Annotated in this window: 12 protein-coding genes; 5 read left to right on the top strand and 7 right to left on the bottom strand. The window is 35.7% G+C overall.

From position 1 onward, the window contains the following. The first annotated feature begins 98 nt into the window (after nt 1-98). From bglX to H6W52_RS06685, 4 genes are all read left to right on the top strand, one after another. Nucleotides 99-2,375: a beta-glucosidase BglX gene (bglX, locus tag H6W52_RS06700; protein ID WP_185216531.1), complete on the top strand. Its 2,277-nt coding sequence runs from the start codon at nt 99-101 to the stop codon at nt 2,373-2,375. A gap of 358 nt (nt 2,376-2,733) precedes the next feature. Continuing rightward, entirely contained in the window at nt 2,734-5,223 is a 2,490-nt protein-coding gene (locus H6W52_RS06695; protein WP_185216529.1) for a PIG-L family deacetylase, read from the top strand. Between the two features lie 100 nt (nt 5,224-5,323). Continuing rightward, a complete protein-coding gene (locus tag H6W52_RS06690) occupies nt 5,324-7,015 on the top strand; it encodes a sodium:solute symporter family transporter (protein WP_185216527.1) in 1,692 nt (563 codons plus the stop codon). Nucleotides 7,016-7,267: 252 nt separating this feature from the next. Continuing rightward, nucleotides 7,268-7,786, top strand: a complete 519-nt coding sequence (locus tag H6W52_RS06685) for a DUF2911 domain-containing protein (protein WP_185216525.1) — start codon at nt 7,268-7,270, stop codon at nt 7,784-7,786. A 182-nt stretch (nt 7,787-7,968) separates the two neighbouring features. Here the strand turns inward: H6W52_RS06685 and H6W52_RS06680 are convergent, their stop codons facing one another. The 4 genes from H6W52_RS06680 to H6W52_RS06670 all read right to left on the bottom strand — a co-directional run bounded on the left by H6W52_RS06680 (nt 7,969) and on the right by H6W52_RS06670 (nt 12,068). Further along, complete coding sequence (locus H6W52_RS06680; RefSeq protein ID WP_185216522.1) at nt 7,969-9,813, bottom strand: ATP-binding protein; 1,845 nt, start codon at nt 9,811-9,813, stop codon at nt 7,969-7,971. Nucleotides 9,814-9,815: 2 nt separating this feature from the next. Then, the gene (locus H6W52_RS06675) at nt 9,816-11,015 is read right to left on the bottom strand and encodes an SIR2 family protein (RefSeq protein WP_185216520.1); all 1,200 of its coding nucleotides are present in this window, start codon (nt 11,013-11,015) and stop codon (nt 9,816-9,818) included. A gap of 365 nt (nt 11,016-11,380) precedes the next feature. Next, the gene (locus H6W52_RS21315; protein ID WP_262487197.1) at nt 11,381-11,512 is read right to left on the bottom strand and encodes a hypothetical protein; all 132 of its coding nucleotides are present in this window, start codon (nt 11,510-11,512) and stop codon (nt 11,381-11,383) included. Between the two features lie 193 nt (nt 11,513-11,705). Then, the gene (locus H6W52_RS06670; protein ID WP_087706210.1) at nt 11,706-12,068 is read right to left on the bottom strand and encodes a helix-turn-helix transcriptional regulator; all 363 of its coding nucleotides are present in this window, start codon (nt 12,066-12,068) and stop codon (nt 11,706-11,708) included. 133 nt (nt 12,069-12,201) lie between these two features. Here H6W52_RS06670 and H6W52_RS06665 point away from each other — a divergent pair, with 133 nt between their 5' ends. After that, nucleotides 12,202-12,771, top strand: a complete 570-nt coding sequence (locus H6W52_RS06665) for a hypothetical protein (RefSeq protein ID WP_185216518.1) — start codon at nt 12,202-12,204, stop codon at nt 12,769-12,771. Between the two features lie 541 nt (nt 12,772-13,312). Here H6W52_RS06665 and H6W52_RS06660 read toward each other — a convergent pair. Genes H6W52_RS06660 through H6W52_RS06650 form a run of 3 tightly spaced genes read right to left on the bottom strand, consistent with a single transcriptional unit; the run spans nt 13,313 to nt 16,793 of the window. Beyond that, nucleotides 13,313-14,008, bottom strand: coding sequence for an ABC transporter ATP-binding protein (locus H6W52_RS06660; RefSeq protein WP_185216516.1), 696 nt, complete (start codon nt 14,006-14,008; stop codon nt 13,313-13,315). Beyond that, nucleotides 14,002-15,348: a DUF3526 domain-containing protein gene (locus tag H6W52_RS06655; protein ID WP_185216514.1), complete on the bottom strand. Its 1,347-nt coding sequence runs from the start codon at nt 15,346-15,348 to the stop codon at nt 14,002-14,004. Before H6W52_RS06655 ends, H6W52_RS06660 begins: the two co-directional genes overlap by 7 nt. After that, complete coding sequence (locus H6W52_RS06650) at nt 15,348-16,793, bottom strand: ABC transporter permease (protein ID WP_185216511.1); 1,446 nt, start codon at nt 16,791-16,793, stop codon at nt 15,348-15,350. Before H6W52_RS06650 ends, H6W52_RS06655 begins: the two co-directional genes overlap by 1 nt. Nucleotides 16,794-16,795 lie beyond the last annotated feature (2 nt).

Here is a 16,795-nt window from a genome sequence, read left to right as displayed (position 1 = left end):
TGATAAATTTTTTACCGTTAAAAAATATTTGAGTTTTTATCTCAGAATCTTACGTTAAAATTAAAGATCATAATCAACAAAGAATAATCAAAAATAAAATGAAAATAACCCAAATAGTAATTATCTCCATAATAAGCATCATTACAGTGAACACAGTCAGCGCACAGCAAAAACTTAACCCCGAAACAGAAAAGAAGATCGATGTTCTGATGTCTAAAATGACACTGGAAGAAAAAGTAGGGCAGATGAATCAGTACAACGGTTTCTGGGATGTTACGGGACCTGCTCCCGTTGGAGGAAGTGCTGAAGAAAAATATGAAAATATAAAAAAAGGACTGGTAGGATCTATGCTTACCGTTCGCGGAGTAAAAGAAGTAAAAGCAGTTCAGAAGATCGCTGTTGAACAGACAAGACTCGGCATTCCGCTAATTATTGGTTTTGATGTTATTCACGGATATAAAACGATTTCGCCGATTCCTTTGGCAGAAGCGGCAAGCTGGGATCTCAAAGCCATCGAAAAATCTGCGGAAGTTGCTGCCTCAGAAGCTGCCGCCTCCGGAATCAACTGGACATTCGGTCCCATGATGGATATTTCCAGAGATGCAAGATGGGGAAGAGTGATGGAAGGAGCCGGAGAAGACCCTTTTTTGGGAGGAAAGATTGCCGCAGCGCGTGTAAAAGGCTTTCAGGGAGATAACACCTTCAAATCTCCGTTAAGAATCGCGGCCACCGCAAAACATTTTGCAGCGTACGGTTTTGTAGAAGCCGGACTGGAATACAATGCCGTGGAAATCGGAAACAATACTTTATTCAATCAGGTGTTGCCGCCTTTCAAATCCGCAGTAGACGTGGGAATAAGAAGTGTGATGAATTCATTCAATACCATCAATGGAACTCCTGCAACAGCCGACAGATATCTTCTGAGAGATGTGCTGAAAAACAAATGGAATTTTTCCGGTTTTGTGGTATCAGACTGGGCTTCTATCCGTGAAATGATTTCATGGGGATTCTCAAAAGACGAAAAAGCAGCGGCAAAATCTGCCGTAGAAGCAGGAACCGATATGGATATGGAAAGCGGAATTTATCTGCCGTACCTCATTGATCTGGTGAAACAAGGAAAAGTTAAAGAAAGTTTTGTAGATGATGCCGTAAGAAGAATTCTTCGCGTTAAATTTGAACTGGGACTTTTCGATGATCCTTATCGTTTTCTCGATGAGAAGCGTGAAAAGGAAACAATTGGAAGCACTGCAAACCATGAAGCCGTTCTGGATATGGCAAAAAAATCCATTGTTCTTCTTAAAAACGAAAAAAATCTTCTTCCGCTTAAAAAATCAGGACAAAAAATCCTCCTTCTGGGTTCTTTGGCAGAAAGTAAAAATTCCCCTCTCGGTAGCTGGAGAATTGCAGCAGACAACAATACCGCAGTTTCTGTTCTGGAAGGTATGAAAGCCTACAAAGGCAATCAGCTTAATTTTGTGGAAGGATCAAAATTAACAACCTCCGAACCTACTTTCCTTACCGAAGTGAATTACAATACCACGGACAGAAAAGGGCTGGAAGAAGCAAAAAATGCTGCAAAAAATGCCGATGTTGTTGTGATGGTTTTAGGAGAACACGGATTTTCGTCCGGAGAGGCAAGAAGCCGAACAAACATCGATTTACCCGGACTTCAGGAAGAATTTTTAAAAGAAATTTTTAAAGTAAATCCCAATATCGTACTCGTTTTAAACAATGGAAGACCTTTAACCATCAATTGGGCTTCAGAAAATATACCTGCCATTGTAGAAGCGTGGCATTTGGGAACACAGGCAGGAAACGCCGTTTCGCAGGTTCTTTACGGAGATTACAATCCAAGTGGAAAATTGCCGATGACATTCCCAAGAAACGTAGGTCAGATCCCTGTTTATTACAATCATCTTAATACCGGAAGACCTTTTGATAAAGATAAAAATGTGTTCTGGAGCCATTATTCCGATGTAGAAAAAACACCGCTTTATCCGTTCGGATTTGGATTGAGTTACACAAAATTTGAATATTCCGATTTAAAAATTAATAAAAAGTTGTTTTCAAAAGGAGAAAACATTCAGGTCACTTTTACCCTTAAAAATACAGGAAAATACGATGGAAAGGAAGTGGCTCAGTTGTATCTTCAGGACGAATCTGCTTCCGTTGCAAGACCTGTAAAAGAACTAAAAGGCTTCCAGATCGTAGAACTGAAATCCGGCGAAAGTAAAAAGATCACCTTTAATTTAACTGAAAAAGAACTCGGTTTCTATGATAATTCCGGAAACTTTATTGTAGAAGAAGGAGCATTTAAAGTAATGGTAGGCGGAAACTCGGAGATTGTAATTTCGGAGGAATTTGGTCTGGAGTAAAAAAGTTTTGTAAAAAAGATTCCTTTTTTAAGCGTAAACTTATTTAAACTATTTCATAATTAACCATAAAAGGCAAAAAAGACAATGTTAAAGCGAATTTCTATAATAATCGAAGCGCTCAAAAGAATAAAATCAAAGATTTTTAAAAACTATGGAGACCTTTTCATTTATAGTGATCAGCTTTAAATAAAAGTTTAGTCATCTTTTGTGATTAAATAAAAAGTTTAAACAGTATAAAAAATCGAAGTTGGCAGATTCCGCTTCGATTTTTTATTTTCATACAAAGAGATCAGCAAAATATCTTTAGCATCAAAACCAAAAACGATTTACTTATATTTGCCCTGCAAAGCAAATTCAAATGTTCAGAAAAGTAACCCTTGTTTTTATCCTTGTCTTTTATGCGGCCTTTTGTCCGGCTCAGCAGCTTCGGCCGTCAAAATCATCTGAGATTTACCGCGAACTCAAAACCCTTAAACATCTGCCAAAAGTGTTATACCTTGCCGCTCACCCTGATGATGAGAATACAGGATTACTTTCATGGCTGGTTAACGATCAAAATGTAGAAACAGGCTATTTGTCTTTAACCAGAGGCGATGGAGGGCAGAATTTATTGGGAACAGAGCAAGGTGCTGCACTGGGATTAATCAGAACGCATGAGCTTTTAGAGGCTAGAAAATTAGACGGTGCTCAACAGTTCTTTACCCGCGCGATTGATTTCGGATTCTCTAAAAATACCACAGATACTTTTAAACAATGGAATGCAGACAACATTACAGCAGACGTTGTCTGGGTGATCCGTACATTCCGTCCGGATGTCATTATTTGTCGTTTTCCGCCTACCGCTGCGGCAGGACACGGACAACACGCGGCTTCGGCTGTGGTTGCCGAAAAAGCTTTTAAACTGGCAGGTGATAAAACCGCTTTTCCGGATCAATTGAAATACGTTAATGTTTGGCAGCCAAAACGTGTGTTGTGGAATACATTCCGGTTTGGTGCAGTGAATACAACCGCTGAAAATCAACTGAAAATTACCGTTGGACAATACGATGCGCAACTCGGAATGGGTTATGGTGAACTGGCAGGACTCAGCAGAAGTTTACACAAAAGTCAGGGTGCAGGAACACAATCTGTTGCCGGAATAAAGACTGAATATTTTTCCCACGTTATCGGAGATCCTGCAAAATCGACACTTTTTGACGGTATCACTAAAACATGGACTTCACAGGGAAATGCTGACATTGACCAATCACTGGATCAGATTATTTCAAATTTTAATTTCAACAATCCGGATCTCAGCTTACCTGCTTTGCTTGCATTACGAAAAAAGATTATGGCGCTGAAAGATGCAGAGCTGAAAAAAGATAAAATTAAATCTCTTGACCAGATTATTTTAAGCTGCGCCGGATTCATGGGGGAAGTAGTGACCAATCAGGCTGAAGCGGTTGCAGGAAATCACTATCAATTCAAATTAAATATTATTTCAAGAGCTTCCAATCCTGTTGTATTAGAAAATGTAAAATGGCTGAATCAATCTGAAAGTTTCAACAGAAATCTTTCAAAAGATTCTTTAATTACCATTCAGCATGATATTCAGATTCCATCCGATGCAGCACTTACGGAACCTTACTGGTTGTCAAAACCCGCTACGAACGCGGCAACTTTTTCAGTTCCGAATGATACGTTAATCGGTTTGCCGGAAGCAGAATCTCCACTGAATGTCTGGGTGGATTTAAAAATCGGCTCGGAAAAGTTTCAGGTTAAGCTTCCTTTATCGTTCAAAAAATTAGATCCCGTAAAAGGTGATGTGGTAGAAGCTTTGCGCATTGTTCCTGCTCTGGAACTGAAATTTACGCAGCCGCTTTATTTAGCAAAAGAAAATGAAGATCTACATTTGAGCGTAAATGTTAAAGTTAATTCAGATAAACCATTCAGCAATGGTAAAATTAATCTGATGTACAACGGAGAACAATTAGGCAGTACAGATGTCAATTCATTCAATGGAAAAGAAACAACCATCAATTATGTAATTCCCAAAAATAAACTCAGCAAAATAAATGCATCCCGTTTACAATTGGATGCTAATTTTGTCGCAGATGGAGCTATTTACAATAAAAAGCAGGTATTAATTCAATATCCGCATTTACCTTCCCTGCAATATTTTGCACCTGCAACGGTAACCGTAATGAAAGGTGACATTCAGTCAAAGGTTAAAAAAGTAGGATATATAGAAGGTGCAGGAGATTTTATCCCTGAATTTCTGAGAATTGCGGGGATTCAGGTTGATGTTCTGAAAGACGAAGATTTTTACAGCGGAAACGGCAGCCAAAACAAACTGGCTCAATATGATGCCATAGTATTGGGAATTCGTGCCAATAACACAGAGAAAAAGCTCGGTCGCTGGATGCCTTTTTTATGGTCTTATGTAAAAGCCGGAGGAAATCTGGTGATGCAGTACAACACCAATCAGGATACAACCGTCGATCAATTGGGAATCTACAATTTCCGTATTGCCACAAGTAAACGCGTTACTGAAGAAAATGCAGAGGTTACATTTTTAAATCCGAATCATAAATTACTAAACTTTCCGAATAAAATTACTCAAAATGATTTCAAGGATTGGGTACAGGAACGCGGCGCGTATTTTCCGGATCAGTGGGATTCTGCTTATGAACCTCTTTTTGAAATGCATGACACCGGTGAAGAGCCTTTGCAGGGATCTACTTTATATGCCCCATACGGAAAGGGGAATTTTATTTATACGCCGTTGGCATTTTTCAGGCAGTTGCCTGCGGGAAATGTTGGGGCCGCACGTTTATTTTTAAACTTTTTATCTGCACAGAAAAACTGATGAACAAGCCTCTTAAAAATTGGAATACATGGTACATTTTACTGGCGCTCGCTTTGGTAGTGCAGATCGCTTTTTATTATTGGTTTACTAAATTCTGGGCATGAGTACTATAGATTGGGCAGTTCTTATTTGTACACTGGTTGCAGTGGTTGTGTACGGCGTATTCATCGGGCGTGGACAGAAAAGCAACGAATCTTACCTGAAAGCAGACAATAAAATGCCTTGGTACATTGTGCTTTTGGGGATTATGGCGACTCAGGCAAGTGCCATTACCTTTCTTTCGGCGCCGGGACAGGCTTATACAGACGGAATGCGTTTCGTGCAGTATTACTTTGGGCTGCCTTTGGCGATGATTGTGATCTGTATTACGTTTATCCCGATTTTTCAGCGGTTAAATGTGTATACGGCTTACGAATATTTAGAAAACCGTTTTGATAAGAAAACAAGGGTACTTACTTCACTGCTTTTTCTTTTTTCGAGAGGTTTGTCTACAGGAATCAGCATTTATGCGCCGAGTATCATCTTATCCAGCGTTTTAAACTGGAATATTTACCTGACGAATGTTTTAACAGGCGGAATTCTATTGATTTATACCTATGTTGGCGGAGCAAAAGCCATTGCGCACACCCAAAAACTACAGTTTCTCATTATTCTGGGAACCATGGCTTTTGCAGGATATTTACTTATCGAAAATATGCCGAATGGAATTGGTTTTAAAGATGCGCTTTATCTCGCGGGAAAATCAGGAAAGCTGAATGTCATCACCACAGAATTCGACTGGAAAGACAAATACAATATCTGGAGCGGATTAATTGGCGGTTTTTTTCTAGCATTGTCTTACTTCGGGACAGACCAGAGTCAGGTTGGGAGATATATTACGGCGAAAGACAATACCAATGCAAAAATGGGCTTGCTGCTGAACGGACTGGTTAAAATTCCGATGCAGTTTGCAATTCTTTTAATTGGGGCTTTGCTTTTCGCATTCTTTTCTCTGAAACCGGCTCCGATTTATTTTAACGAGCGTTCTTATCAGCATTTAAAGGAAACGAAACCTGAACAGGCAGCGGTTTTTGAAAAAGAACATCAGGATTTGCAGGCAAAAATTAATGCAGAATCGAAGGAAATTTTACAGTTAAAACAAAACAACTCTTCCCAGCTTGAAACAAAAATTCAGGATTTTAAAAATACGCAGTCTCAGGTAAAAGCACTTCACGGAAGGGTAGAAGAAGCCATCAATCAGTCAAACTTTAATGCCGAGAAAACGGATACCAATTATATTTTCCTGTATTTCGTGAAAAATACGTTACCTGTTGGAATGATCGGGTTGCTGTTTGCCGTTATTTTCCTTGCCAGTTGGGGTTCCATTTCGGCGGCACTGAATTCTCTTGCTGCGTGTTCCCTAAAAGATGTTCATCTGATCTTTAAAAAAGAAATTCCTGATGATACCACTGAATTAAAATACAGCCGACTTCACACATTAGCGTGGGGAATTTTCTCCATCGGAGTCGCGATGTTTGCCACGCAAATGGGTTCTCTTATTGAAGCGGTGAATGTATTGGGTTCCCTTTTCTACGGACCGATATTGGGGATTTTCCTTGTCGCTTTTTACTTTAAAAAAATCAACGGGGCGAATGTATTTATTGCTGCTATTTTATCTGAAATTGCCGTGATTGCCGTTTATCAGTTCGATATTGTTTCCTTCCTTTGGCTTAATGTGATCGGCGCAGCAGCGGTGATTGTATTTTCTGCAATCGGGTTACTGTTTTATAAACCGAAAGCAGTAAATTCGTAAACGGAGAATAGAATTTCTTTAGAACACTTGTTGGAAAACGCAAAAGACGCAAGATTTTTATTCGTCTCAAATTTTTAAGGCGCAAGAAAATCGAAGATTTTCAATAAGGATGGATGCTTCATTTTATCGTAGATAAAATCTTTGCGCCTTAAGACAAGATTGTATTTAATATATTTTGCGCCTTTGCGATAATTATAGCTATTAAGTTGAAACAATTTTAATCATAAAAATAAACAGACAAATAATAGTATTATGAAAACAATTTTTAAATCGGCTACGGTTCTTGTGGCTGCCATGACGCTTTCGGTAAACGCTTTTGCACAGGACACCAAAAAACCGGCAAGTCCTCCTGCAACGGCAACCGGAAAGATTAATGATGCCAATATTACGATCGCTTACAGCAGTCCTTCTGTTAAAGGGCGCACCATTTGGGGAGGTTTGGAACCGTATGATCAGGTTTGGCGTGCGGGAGCCAATGAAGCCACCACTTTTGAAACGGATAAAGATATTACCGTTCAGGGTAAAAAACTTCCTGCCGGAAAATACAGCTTTTTCTTAATTCCTAAAGAAAGCGGAACATGGACTGCCATCTTCAACAAGGAGGCAAAACAGTGGGGCGCCTACAAATACGAACAGGCAAAAGATGCTTTACGGGTAGACGTAAAAACAAAAGCACTGCCTGCAAAACAGGAAACTCTGGTTTACAAAATAAATAAGAACGGATTTTCGATGGATTGGGATCAAATCTCGGTTCCTGTGGAGATCAAGTAAGTTTGAATTTGAAATTTGAAATCCCGAGTTTTCGGGATTTTTTTTTTGATTTATATCATAAAGTAATCAAATAGAATATTATTGCTTTTAGTCTGTTTTCGAATTAAATGGCTTTTGCTATTTAAGTAACTTAAGTTATTTCAAAAAGGAATTAACTAAATGAATTTCTTCTAGCTTTTTATTTAAATCCAATTTTCAATTAATCTAATTGTTTTATTGTCTGGTTCATTAGCTTTATCTATGGAAGAAATATCAACCATAATGGGTATTTGTAGGCATTGTCCAGCAATTATGCAAGTACCAGTCGGCAAAATGGGTAATGATTCAAAAGAAACTTTATCTAAATATGATACAGTCCTCTCAACGGCAATAATATCGTTATTATTGATTAAACGGTGTAAAATGAAATTATGCAGTTGTGAAATAATAGTTGCAGAAATATCTGAAGGCCTTTGACTGGCTATTGTCATGAAAACACCAAATTTTCGTCCTTCTTTTATTATCTCCTCAAATGTTTCTAATCTATAGTCTTTCCATGTTTCACTTTCTCTTTCGGAAATATATGAAAGAATATTGTGAGCTTCATCAACTATTATATTTAAGGATTTTTCTTTTTTTCTATTGTGTTTTTTATGTTCCGAGTAAAGTTTTTGTGACACAAGTAGAGGAATCATTTTCTTAATATGGGTGTTGGTTTTATGTAAATTAATAACACAAAAAAAGTTATCATTCCAAAAGTCTTCTTCATCTAAATTATCTACAACTTTAATCACAGCATCAATATCTTTATGAAAACTTTTTAGCTTATTTATTACAGGAGAAATGTGTTCGTTTGTAGCTCTATTACTAAAGATATCATGTATTAATTGTAAATAAAGGAAATGTACAATTCTTGAAATAAAGTCTTCGCTAAATTCATATCGATTTACTTGTTGATAGAGTAATGTATCTTCTATACTTTCTGGGTTACTTCGTAAATATGTGCCGTCAAATACAAATTCGCCAAATTTATTGTTGAAATCAACATCGCTCGCTAAATCAATTTCTATATTATCGTCGTCGTATTGCGGAGGTAAAATTTCCCTAAAATAATCGAGGAGTAGCTCAGCTTTAATTTTATCAGCCATTTTATATACATCTTTGACCCTTTTTCTAAGGATATTCTGAAAATATTCTAAAGCATCTTCTGAACTGAAAATATTTTTATAAAACTCTAAGGTTCTTGCTACAAATGGTTTTTGCGTCTTTTCCGTTGCATTTGCAATTATACTAAACAAATCTTTATCAAGTAAATCACTTTCATGAAAAATCAGTTTATCCTTCTTTTTTATAGCACGAGTATTTAAATTATAAACTTTTTTTTGTTCAATTATACTATATTTTGATTCATACTCTCCGTTAAAATCAAATAAGAGAAATTTTGCATTTTTTTTAAACTTTTCTTCATGCTTAAATTTCATGAAAAGTTCATAGTATATTTTTGCCAAAGTATATGATTTACCACTTCCAGTGTTTCCAAAAATACCTATATGGCTGGCAAAAAGTTCATTGATGCCAATTTCTACATTTTGATTGGGTTCATGAGTTAAAGTACCAATATTCAATGGTAAATCAGCTTTTCCTACAAATTGATGTACATCTTGGAATTCTTTTTTATCTAATAGAAAACATTCGTTATTAATTAGAGGAAGCTCCTTAATACCCCTTTCAAAGCCACGTCTTGTAAAGAAGCCTAAGAGTTTTACAATTAAAATTCGTTTAATTTTCTTTTTTTCATTTGTATAATCCTTACTAGAAAAATTAGAATCTTCATATATATATTCACCATCAACCTTGCCGATAATACGATTAAATCCTTTTGTAATTTTAATATAGCTATTTACCGAAATATTTCTAATTATTTCACCATTGTACAATAAATGTGAACTATTCTTACTTTTATCGACTTCAATTTTTATCGTTCTACCTTCAACTGAAACTACTTTGCCAACTCTGAAAATAGAATCTTTTTGTAAATCTTTTTCCATTCCTACAAACAATTAATATAATCCAGCATTTTTTTAAAGATGGTTTCGTTGATAAGATTAAGATTAAAATTGTCAATCTCATTTAATAATTCCACATTATGAAAATCTTTTAAATCAATATTATCCAATTTAAGATTATTAACTATATCAGTTGCACTTTTGGTATAAGAAGAAATAAAAACTTTTAGAGTAGGATTAGATCTTATGGCTCGGAAAGTAATATCTCGGATATGCTCGTCTGCCATTGAAAATCCGAAAATAAATAAGACACTATTTTCTTTTTCTAGTTCATTAGCATAAAGCCTCAACATTTCATAATATGATTTGTTGAATGTAGTATCTTTGAATTTTGCTTTTGTTGGATTTACAACTTGTAGCATTTCATATGCTGCAATGAAATCTGTAGTATCTACAATTGTTGCTTTTTCTGCTGCTTTAACAATCTCTTTAAAGGGAATGCTTTTTTTGTATTTATTCCAATAATCGTTATCTAGCTTAATTATGTCTAAAAATTTAATTTTATTGTACTCTTCTTCAATTGAATAAATTGTATCAATATCATTAAACATTAATTGATTGTCCTGAAGTTTCCATGTTATTGATCCATGTATTTTTAGTAGATTATAAACAGGGATTTCAGCAATGTTATCATAATGAAGACTTTTTTGATAAAAAGATTTTTTAAAATTACTTAAGCTAAAAGTCTTCTTGAAAACACCATTAAAACCATCGTTATAATGAAGATTTAGATCTTCGATCACTTTTTCTAAAAATATATCAATATTTGTTGTAAATAAGTTAGTTTGTTTATTTACTGTATTACTCCTTCTTAAATAGACTATTTGATTAATTAATCGAAGAAAATCCTTGTAACCTTTGTAGGTATTCTGAAGCTTTTCAGTATCATTTTTTGGTGCTGAAATTAACTCATCTTTAATTGACGCTGCATCATATAACATTATATTTTTCTGCATTGCAACAACAAAGTAACTTGCATATAAACTCGCTTTAATGTATTCTCTTAGATCTGCTTTTAATGAAGTATCATTTTCTAATTCAGTGAGCCAAATTTCAATATTTCCTAAAGTTCCAAAAAAAGGATTTGAAAGGCCTGAACCAATCAAAAAATTTAGATTACAATCTTGAACAATGTTTTGCCAAATTTTTATCTTTTCTTCAAAGGGATTCGAGGTTATACTCATTTTTTACTGTTATTTACTTTGTATCATTCAGAGTTAATCTTACTAGTTCAGAGAAAGATTTTATCAAAATATAGAATAATTTAATAGGTATTCTTATTGTTTTCCACAAACAAAAATAAAAATCGCTAGAAGATTTTCAATCAGTAATTTCCCTGAAATTTTTAAATAATTGTCTCTGATGCGTAAAGTCTCTTGACTTCAATAGTTTTAATGCTAACAAAATAATTTCCTTAACAATAAGAATTAAGTTTAGATTAATCCCAAAGCTGATGAAATTTTCAACGAATATTATCAAAAAAAATTAAATGAATAAATTCTTTTAATAAAAATCCCAACAAAAGCTGGGATTTAGTTTAAGATATGGTTTATTTACCTTGCTGTTTCTTTGGTGGTTTTAAAGAAGGGGTATTTCCCGGTGTTTCTTTATTATCACGTTGTCGTTTATCTGGTTTCCCAGTTGATTCAGCTATTCTTTTTGGTCCTGGTTTAAGTGCCATAATATTAATATTTTATTGTTAACTAAATCAAATTTATAATTAATGATTGATATTACCTTACGGCTTTCCGTAAACAACAAAAAAATCCCAACTCTCGTAAGGATTTATTAGCAAGTTTGATATGTTTTTAAATATTTCAATACCAAAGCGTTCAATTTTATTTATTAAAATGTATATTTTAAAGTTGTAGTAATTATTTAATTCTACCAAAAATTTTTCTTGCATCAATTTCTAAGTTCTTGTAAAATAATTCTTTTTCAGCAGTAAGTTTTTCTTCTAAATCAAAAGATTCTTTAATTATAGATAATATAAAATCCAATGGTTTAAGAATGAATAATTCATTATAATCAATGCTTAATGATTGGCTTACTCTATATAGAATTTTCCAACTTGTAGAATGCTCATACCTTTCTAATCGACCTATTGTTGTTTTATTAGATCCAATTAGAAGTCCAAGATTTTCTTGTGATAATTTTTTTCTAAGTCTTTCTACTCTGATTATACAACCTATCTGTAAACCTAATGCGTCAATTTCTTCATTACTATATTCTTGCATACAGTAAAATTTGAAATATTAGATAAAATTATTCGATACAAATTTGTATCGAATGTGAAGTTTTTTATTACATTTGTAGAATAAGTTATATAAGCAACCCCAAAAAACAATAAAAACACAAAACCATTTTCGTATGAAAAAGAACAGCATAGACTTTGAATCCCGCTTTTGGTGCGGTCGGAAGAAACATTCTGCGCTTTCGCTGATGGAAGTATTTTTCCAGTTTCATGATTTGGTAATTGCCAAAAAACATTTAAATCTCATCATGCAATACGCCGCACAGCGCCAAACACGAATTCCGGAAGATGCTTCCGTTGTCTTTTATTTTCACCAGTCGCTCCGGTCGTTTATTCGTGCAGCATATTCCCTTAGAAACGATCGCGGAAAATGGCTGGTTCATGAACTTTCGGAACACAAAAATCCGATGTTACAGGGATCACTGTCGGAAAAAGAATACCGCGATCCGGCAAAAGTTTTCCGGAAAGCTTTTAAAAAATACCGTCTTGTGGAATTCGAAGAGTTTCTGTCGGAAATCGTGTATTTCTCGCTCGGAAAGTTCAACAATGTACCGGAGCGCAATATCGTAGATCCGTATTTGCACCTCATCAAAATACTCGATGCAGCATGGCTCATTCTGGATCGTAAAAACAACAGGGAAAAAATCCTGCATAAAGAGGAATCAATCGCTGAACTTCAGCCATGATCAGAATTGGTTTTAACCTGAGTTCGGGATATTTCTTCTTAAACGCACTATTAAAAAAGAGACTCAAACAAGGATTCAGCTTTTAAGATATAGAAAGGCGAAAAACTTATCAAAGGAATATTTTATTGAATATCCGTTAAATAACCTATTACTATGCACTGATATGAAAATCAATTATTTATAACAGGCACTTCGACAAGCTCAGTGTGATACCTCTAATACTAAACACTTGATTTCTAGCGATGTCAAGCTGAGCCTGTCGAAGTTTTAGGTTAATAAAAGGACAATCAAAAATATTTTTGTCTTTTTTAAATAAACGAAATGCTTTTTTGTTTAGCTTACCAACTTTCAATAAGGGAAAAAATCTTTTGTTTTTTTTGTGACAGATTAATATGATACTATAAATCAATTATTTAATCTGTTTCTTGTCCCGAACTGAGGTTGTTTTGATTAAAGATAGAAGGCAATTCGGTAATAAAATTTACAAAAAAACACTTCCATTATTGTATGAAAGTGTTAAATGTAATCAGGCTTTTAATTTCTAAATTGTTTTCAGGTACAATTCCTGCAATTCCTCCGCCGAAAAAGCTTTTGAAGGAAGATGCTGTACCAGTTCGCCCTGCTTCATGATCCCGATATTGGTAGCAACACTTACCGCATTGAAAATATCGTGGGTTGCCATTAAAATGGTTCTGCCTTCGTTTCCTAACTGCCTTACAATTTCGGTAAATTCTGCGGTGGCAATCGGATCCAGTCCGCTTGTAGGTTCGTCCAGAAGAAGAACTTTGGCGTTTTTGGCGAGTGCAATGGCAATTCCTACTTTCTGCCGCATCCCTTTCGAATAACCACCCAAAGGTTTTTCGTGGGCAGTTTCCTGCAATCCGGTACGTTTCAGCAAAGCGGAAAGTTCATTTTTATCATAATTAAATCCGGCAATCTTCGAGAAAAAATCAAGGTTTTCAATTCCTGTAAGATTGGGATAGAGCAATACCGTTTCCGGGATATAAGCCAGGTGTTTTTTAATCTTTTCAGGATGATCTTTTACGGATATATTATGGATGAAAGCATCTCCCGAAGTGGCTTTAATTAAACCCAAGAGGATATTGATGGTGGTGCTTTTTCCTGCGCCGTTCTGCCCGAGAAGAGCGAAGATTTCACCTTCCTGAATTTCGAGATCAAGAGATTTTAAGGCTGTAAAATCGTTGTATTTTTTATGGAGATTAATGGTTTTTAACATAGCTTTCTGAATTTGATGTGTGAAAGAATTAACAATAAAGAAATAATTATAAAATAGGGAAGAAATACACCTGCAAGATTTATTTTCCCTTCATCTGTAAAGGTTTTTACGGTTTGCTTCGTCCAGTCGATGGTGTTTCCGTTTACCTTTTTAAAGATGGACGGATAGAAATACAGCCTCTGTTTTTCGTGAAATTTTTTCAGACCTTCGGCGTAATTCAGTTGGTTTTCCATTCCTGTTTTTGCAACTTCGCTTTGTACAAGCTGCGTCTGGATATTGGGTAAAAGATAGCCCAAATAAACTGCTGCCTTGTTTCTGTAAAGCTTTTTTTCCTGATATTGTCTGGAAGATTTTTCAGATTCCACATCTGCCATATGCTGCATTGCGTAATACCATGTGTAGGAAAAGCTGCTGTTTTCGGCAACGGTATATTGCCTGAACTGCGGATAGATCTTATGGAATTTCTGCATCGTAGGAATTTTTGCTTCGTCCCATTTATTATGATAGCCTTCGCGCTGTTCAATTTGCGCCTGCAAACCTTCTTTTATCGGAATAAGTTTCTGAATCAGCATATTTCCTGTCATCGGAACAATAAAATTCATTCCCATCCAGAAAATAACCAAAGCCAAAGCATTCCACGAAGACGATTTCTGGTAACCGATGATCCATCTGCAAAGTGCAAACCAGAAAACCAGATAGAGTAAACCCGCTAAAGTGAAAATAATAAAAGCTGAATCTACCGGAATATGAATATAGACCACAGCAACAATCAACAATAAAAAGTAAACCGAACTTACCGCCATTAGACGGATTAATAATTTAGCATCAATAAGTTTTCTCAGATTTTCACTTTGTACCGAAAGCAGTTTCCAGGTTCCTTTTTCCTGATCTTCGGAAATAAGATTGTAGCAGAACGCAATAATGACCAGCGGAAAAAGAAAAACCAGAACAAAAGAAAAATCGAAATTTCCTACTGCCGCATTGGCGGGATTAAAAAAATCTGAGTTGTTTTTTTGCTCCTCCAGATTTCTTATCGTGACTCCTTGAATAGAAGGGTTTAAATCTCTTAAGCCAATATTTAAAGCAGCTAATTTGGGCATTTCATTCACCAGATTAAACTTTACGTAGTACAGCAAAAGACCGATATCGTCGCTGTGTAATGCCACATTTTTATCAATGCTGTTTTTTTGATATGCCGCACTTTTTGCGATGATATCTTCATTCCTGTCGAGAAATTTTTTACCGGTGTACAAAGAACTCAAACCTGCAAAAAGCAGAATCAACAAAGAAATAAGGTAGGCTTTGTTGCGGTAAAACTGTTTATATAAATAATGATTCATTAGATTAATTTTAAATTTTTAGCACTTAGCTCAATCATTAAAACACAGGCTAAAAGCCAGAAAATAATCGCTGCAAGAGAAAGAAACTGATGGCTTAAACTTTCTTTCAGTGAGGTAAATTCATACCGGAAATCGGGAAATTTCTGCCAGTTTTCGTGTCCTACAGCGGCTGGTTTTTCGCCTTCCTTCGGTTTAATGTTACTAATGTGTTCAATCTGCAGATCATTCATCTGCTGCGCAAGTTTGTAACGATAGCTTTCTGCCTGATTCTGAAATTGCCGGTACGCAAAATAATCTGTTCCGGAAGCCGTCATAGACAGGTTTTTAATTGCCATTACAGGATTGATGAAACCAAAAATCTCATTCAGTTTCTGCTGCTGCTGATATTGGTTCTGGAGTTTTTTCAAATGGTCAACATAAAGTTTTGCGCTTATTCTTTCACCTTCTTTCATCACAATTCCACCGTAATTAACAGGAAGTTCGTCGGTGGTTTTTACATTGTATTTTGCTAATAAAGAATCTTTAATATGTTTAAAATGCGGGTCGTCGGGATTATGACTGTCGCCGATTTTCAAAACATCTTCTTCCACCTGAGTTTCAAACGCAATTCTGGATGGGGTAGGGTAAAGATTTTGTGCTGCAAACTGAATTCCTTTCGGCAGGAAAATGACCAGAACGAGCCAGGAACCGATTAAACTGATTAAAGCTGATGAAGAAGCTTTGCTTTGGGCAGAAATTAAAACAGTTAACGTACTGAAGAAGAAATAATAGATCATGTACGCCGGAAAAATTACCCCTGTTCTTGATAAAATATCTGAAAAATCAGAATCTTCAGTCCAGATTCCCATCAGTAAAACCACAGGAATCACCGGAATTAAAAATACCAGAGAAAACTGCCAAAGCCCGAGAATCTTTCCCCATAAAATAGCTTTTGGAGAAGCCCCCTGAACAGTCAGGATTTTCAGTGTAGCATCTTCTCTTTCACGAACAATGAGCCCGAAACCGAGAAATAATATAATTAGAGGAACGATTGCCTGAAGAATAAATGCCGAACTGAAAGCCCCGAAACGGACAAGTATTCCCGAACTTCCGGCTTCAGAAAGATTGGCGGTATTCTGTTTGTGTGCTTCAAGGAAAATTACATTTCCCAGATAATCATCCAGACCATTATCAAAAATACTCAGCGGATGCCCGATCCTGAAAACCAGATAGCCGTAATGTGCCATTCTGTGAGGATGTTTATCGGGTCTGTGTTCCCAGTTTTCACGTGTTTCTTTGCGGTATTCTTTTACTTTAGAATAGTTTTCTCCATATTTTGTAAATCCTATTCCTATGCTTAGAAAACAAAACAGGAGAACGGTAACCACAATGAGCAGGTTTTGTCTGCTTTTAAATAAATCCTGTCTGGTTTTTCTTACTATTAGTTTCAGGTGTGAAAAAGCCATTG

The sequence above is a fragment of the Chryseobacterium sp. C2(2020) genome (assembly GCF_014218915.1).
Classification (GTDB): Bacteria; Bacteroidota; Bacteroidia; order Flavobacteriales; family Weeksellaceae; genus Chryseobacterium; species Chryseobacterium mucoviscidosis.
Note: the sequence above shows the minus strand (reverse complement) of the source record. Positions and strands in the feature narration are given on the sequence as shown.

Bases quoted from the DNA above. Each gene is read 5' to 3' on its own strand.
- bglX (WP_185216531.1), top strand. From the start codon at position 99: ATGAAAATAACCCAAATAGTAATTATCTCCATAATAAGCATCATTACA.
- H6W52_RS06695 (WP_185216529.1), top strand. From the start codon at position 2,734: ATGTTCAGAAAAGTAACCCTTGTTTTTATCCTTGTCTTTTATGCGGCC.
- H6W52_RS06690 (WP_185216527.1), top strand. From the start codon at position 5,324: ATGAGTACTATAGATTGGGCAGTTCTTATTTGTACACTGGTTGCAGTG.
- H6W52_RS06685 (WP_185216525.1), top strand. From the start codon at position 7,268: ATGAAAACAATTTTTAAATCGGCTACGGTTCTTGTGGCTGCCATGACG.
- H6W52_RS06680 (WP_185216522.1), bottom strand. From the start codon at position 9,813: ATGGAAAAAGATTTACAAAAAGATTCTATTTTCAGAGTTGGCAAAGTA.
- H6W52_RS06675 (WP_185216520.1), bottom strand. From the start codon at position 11,015: ATGAGTATAACCTCGAATCCCTTTGAAGAAAAGATAAAAATTTGGCAA.
- H6W52_RS21315 (WP_262487197.1), bottom strand. From the start codon at position 11,512: ATGGCACTTAAACCAGGACCAAAAAGAATAGCTGAATCAACTGGGAAA.
- H6W52_RS06670 (WP_087706210.1), bottom strand. From the start codon at position 12,068: ATGCAAGAATATAGTAATGAAGAAATTGACGCATTAGGTTTACAGATA.
- H6W52_RS06665 (WP_185216518.1), top strand. From the start codon at position 12,202: ATGAAAAAGAACAGCATAGACTTTGAATCCCGCTTTTGGTGCGGTCGG.
- H6W52_RS06660 (WP_185216516.1), bottom strand. From the start codon at position 14,008: ATGTTAAAAACCATTAATCTCCATAAAAAATACAACGATTTTACAGCC.
- H6W52_RS06655 (WP_185216514.1), bottom strand. From the start codon at position 15,348: ATGAATCATTATTTATATAAACAGTTTTACCGCAACAAAGCCTACCTT.
- H6W52_RS06650 (WP_185216511.1), bottom strand. From the start codon at position 16,793: ATGGCTTTTTCACACCTGAAACTAATAGTAAGAAAAACCAGACAGGAT.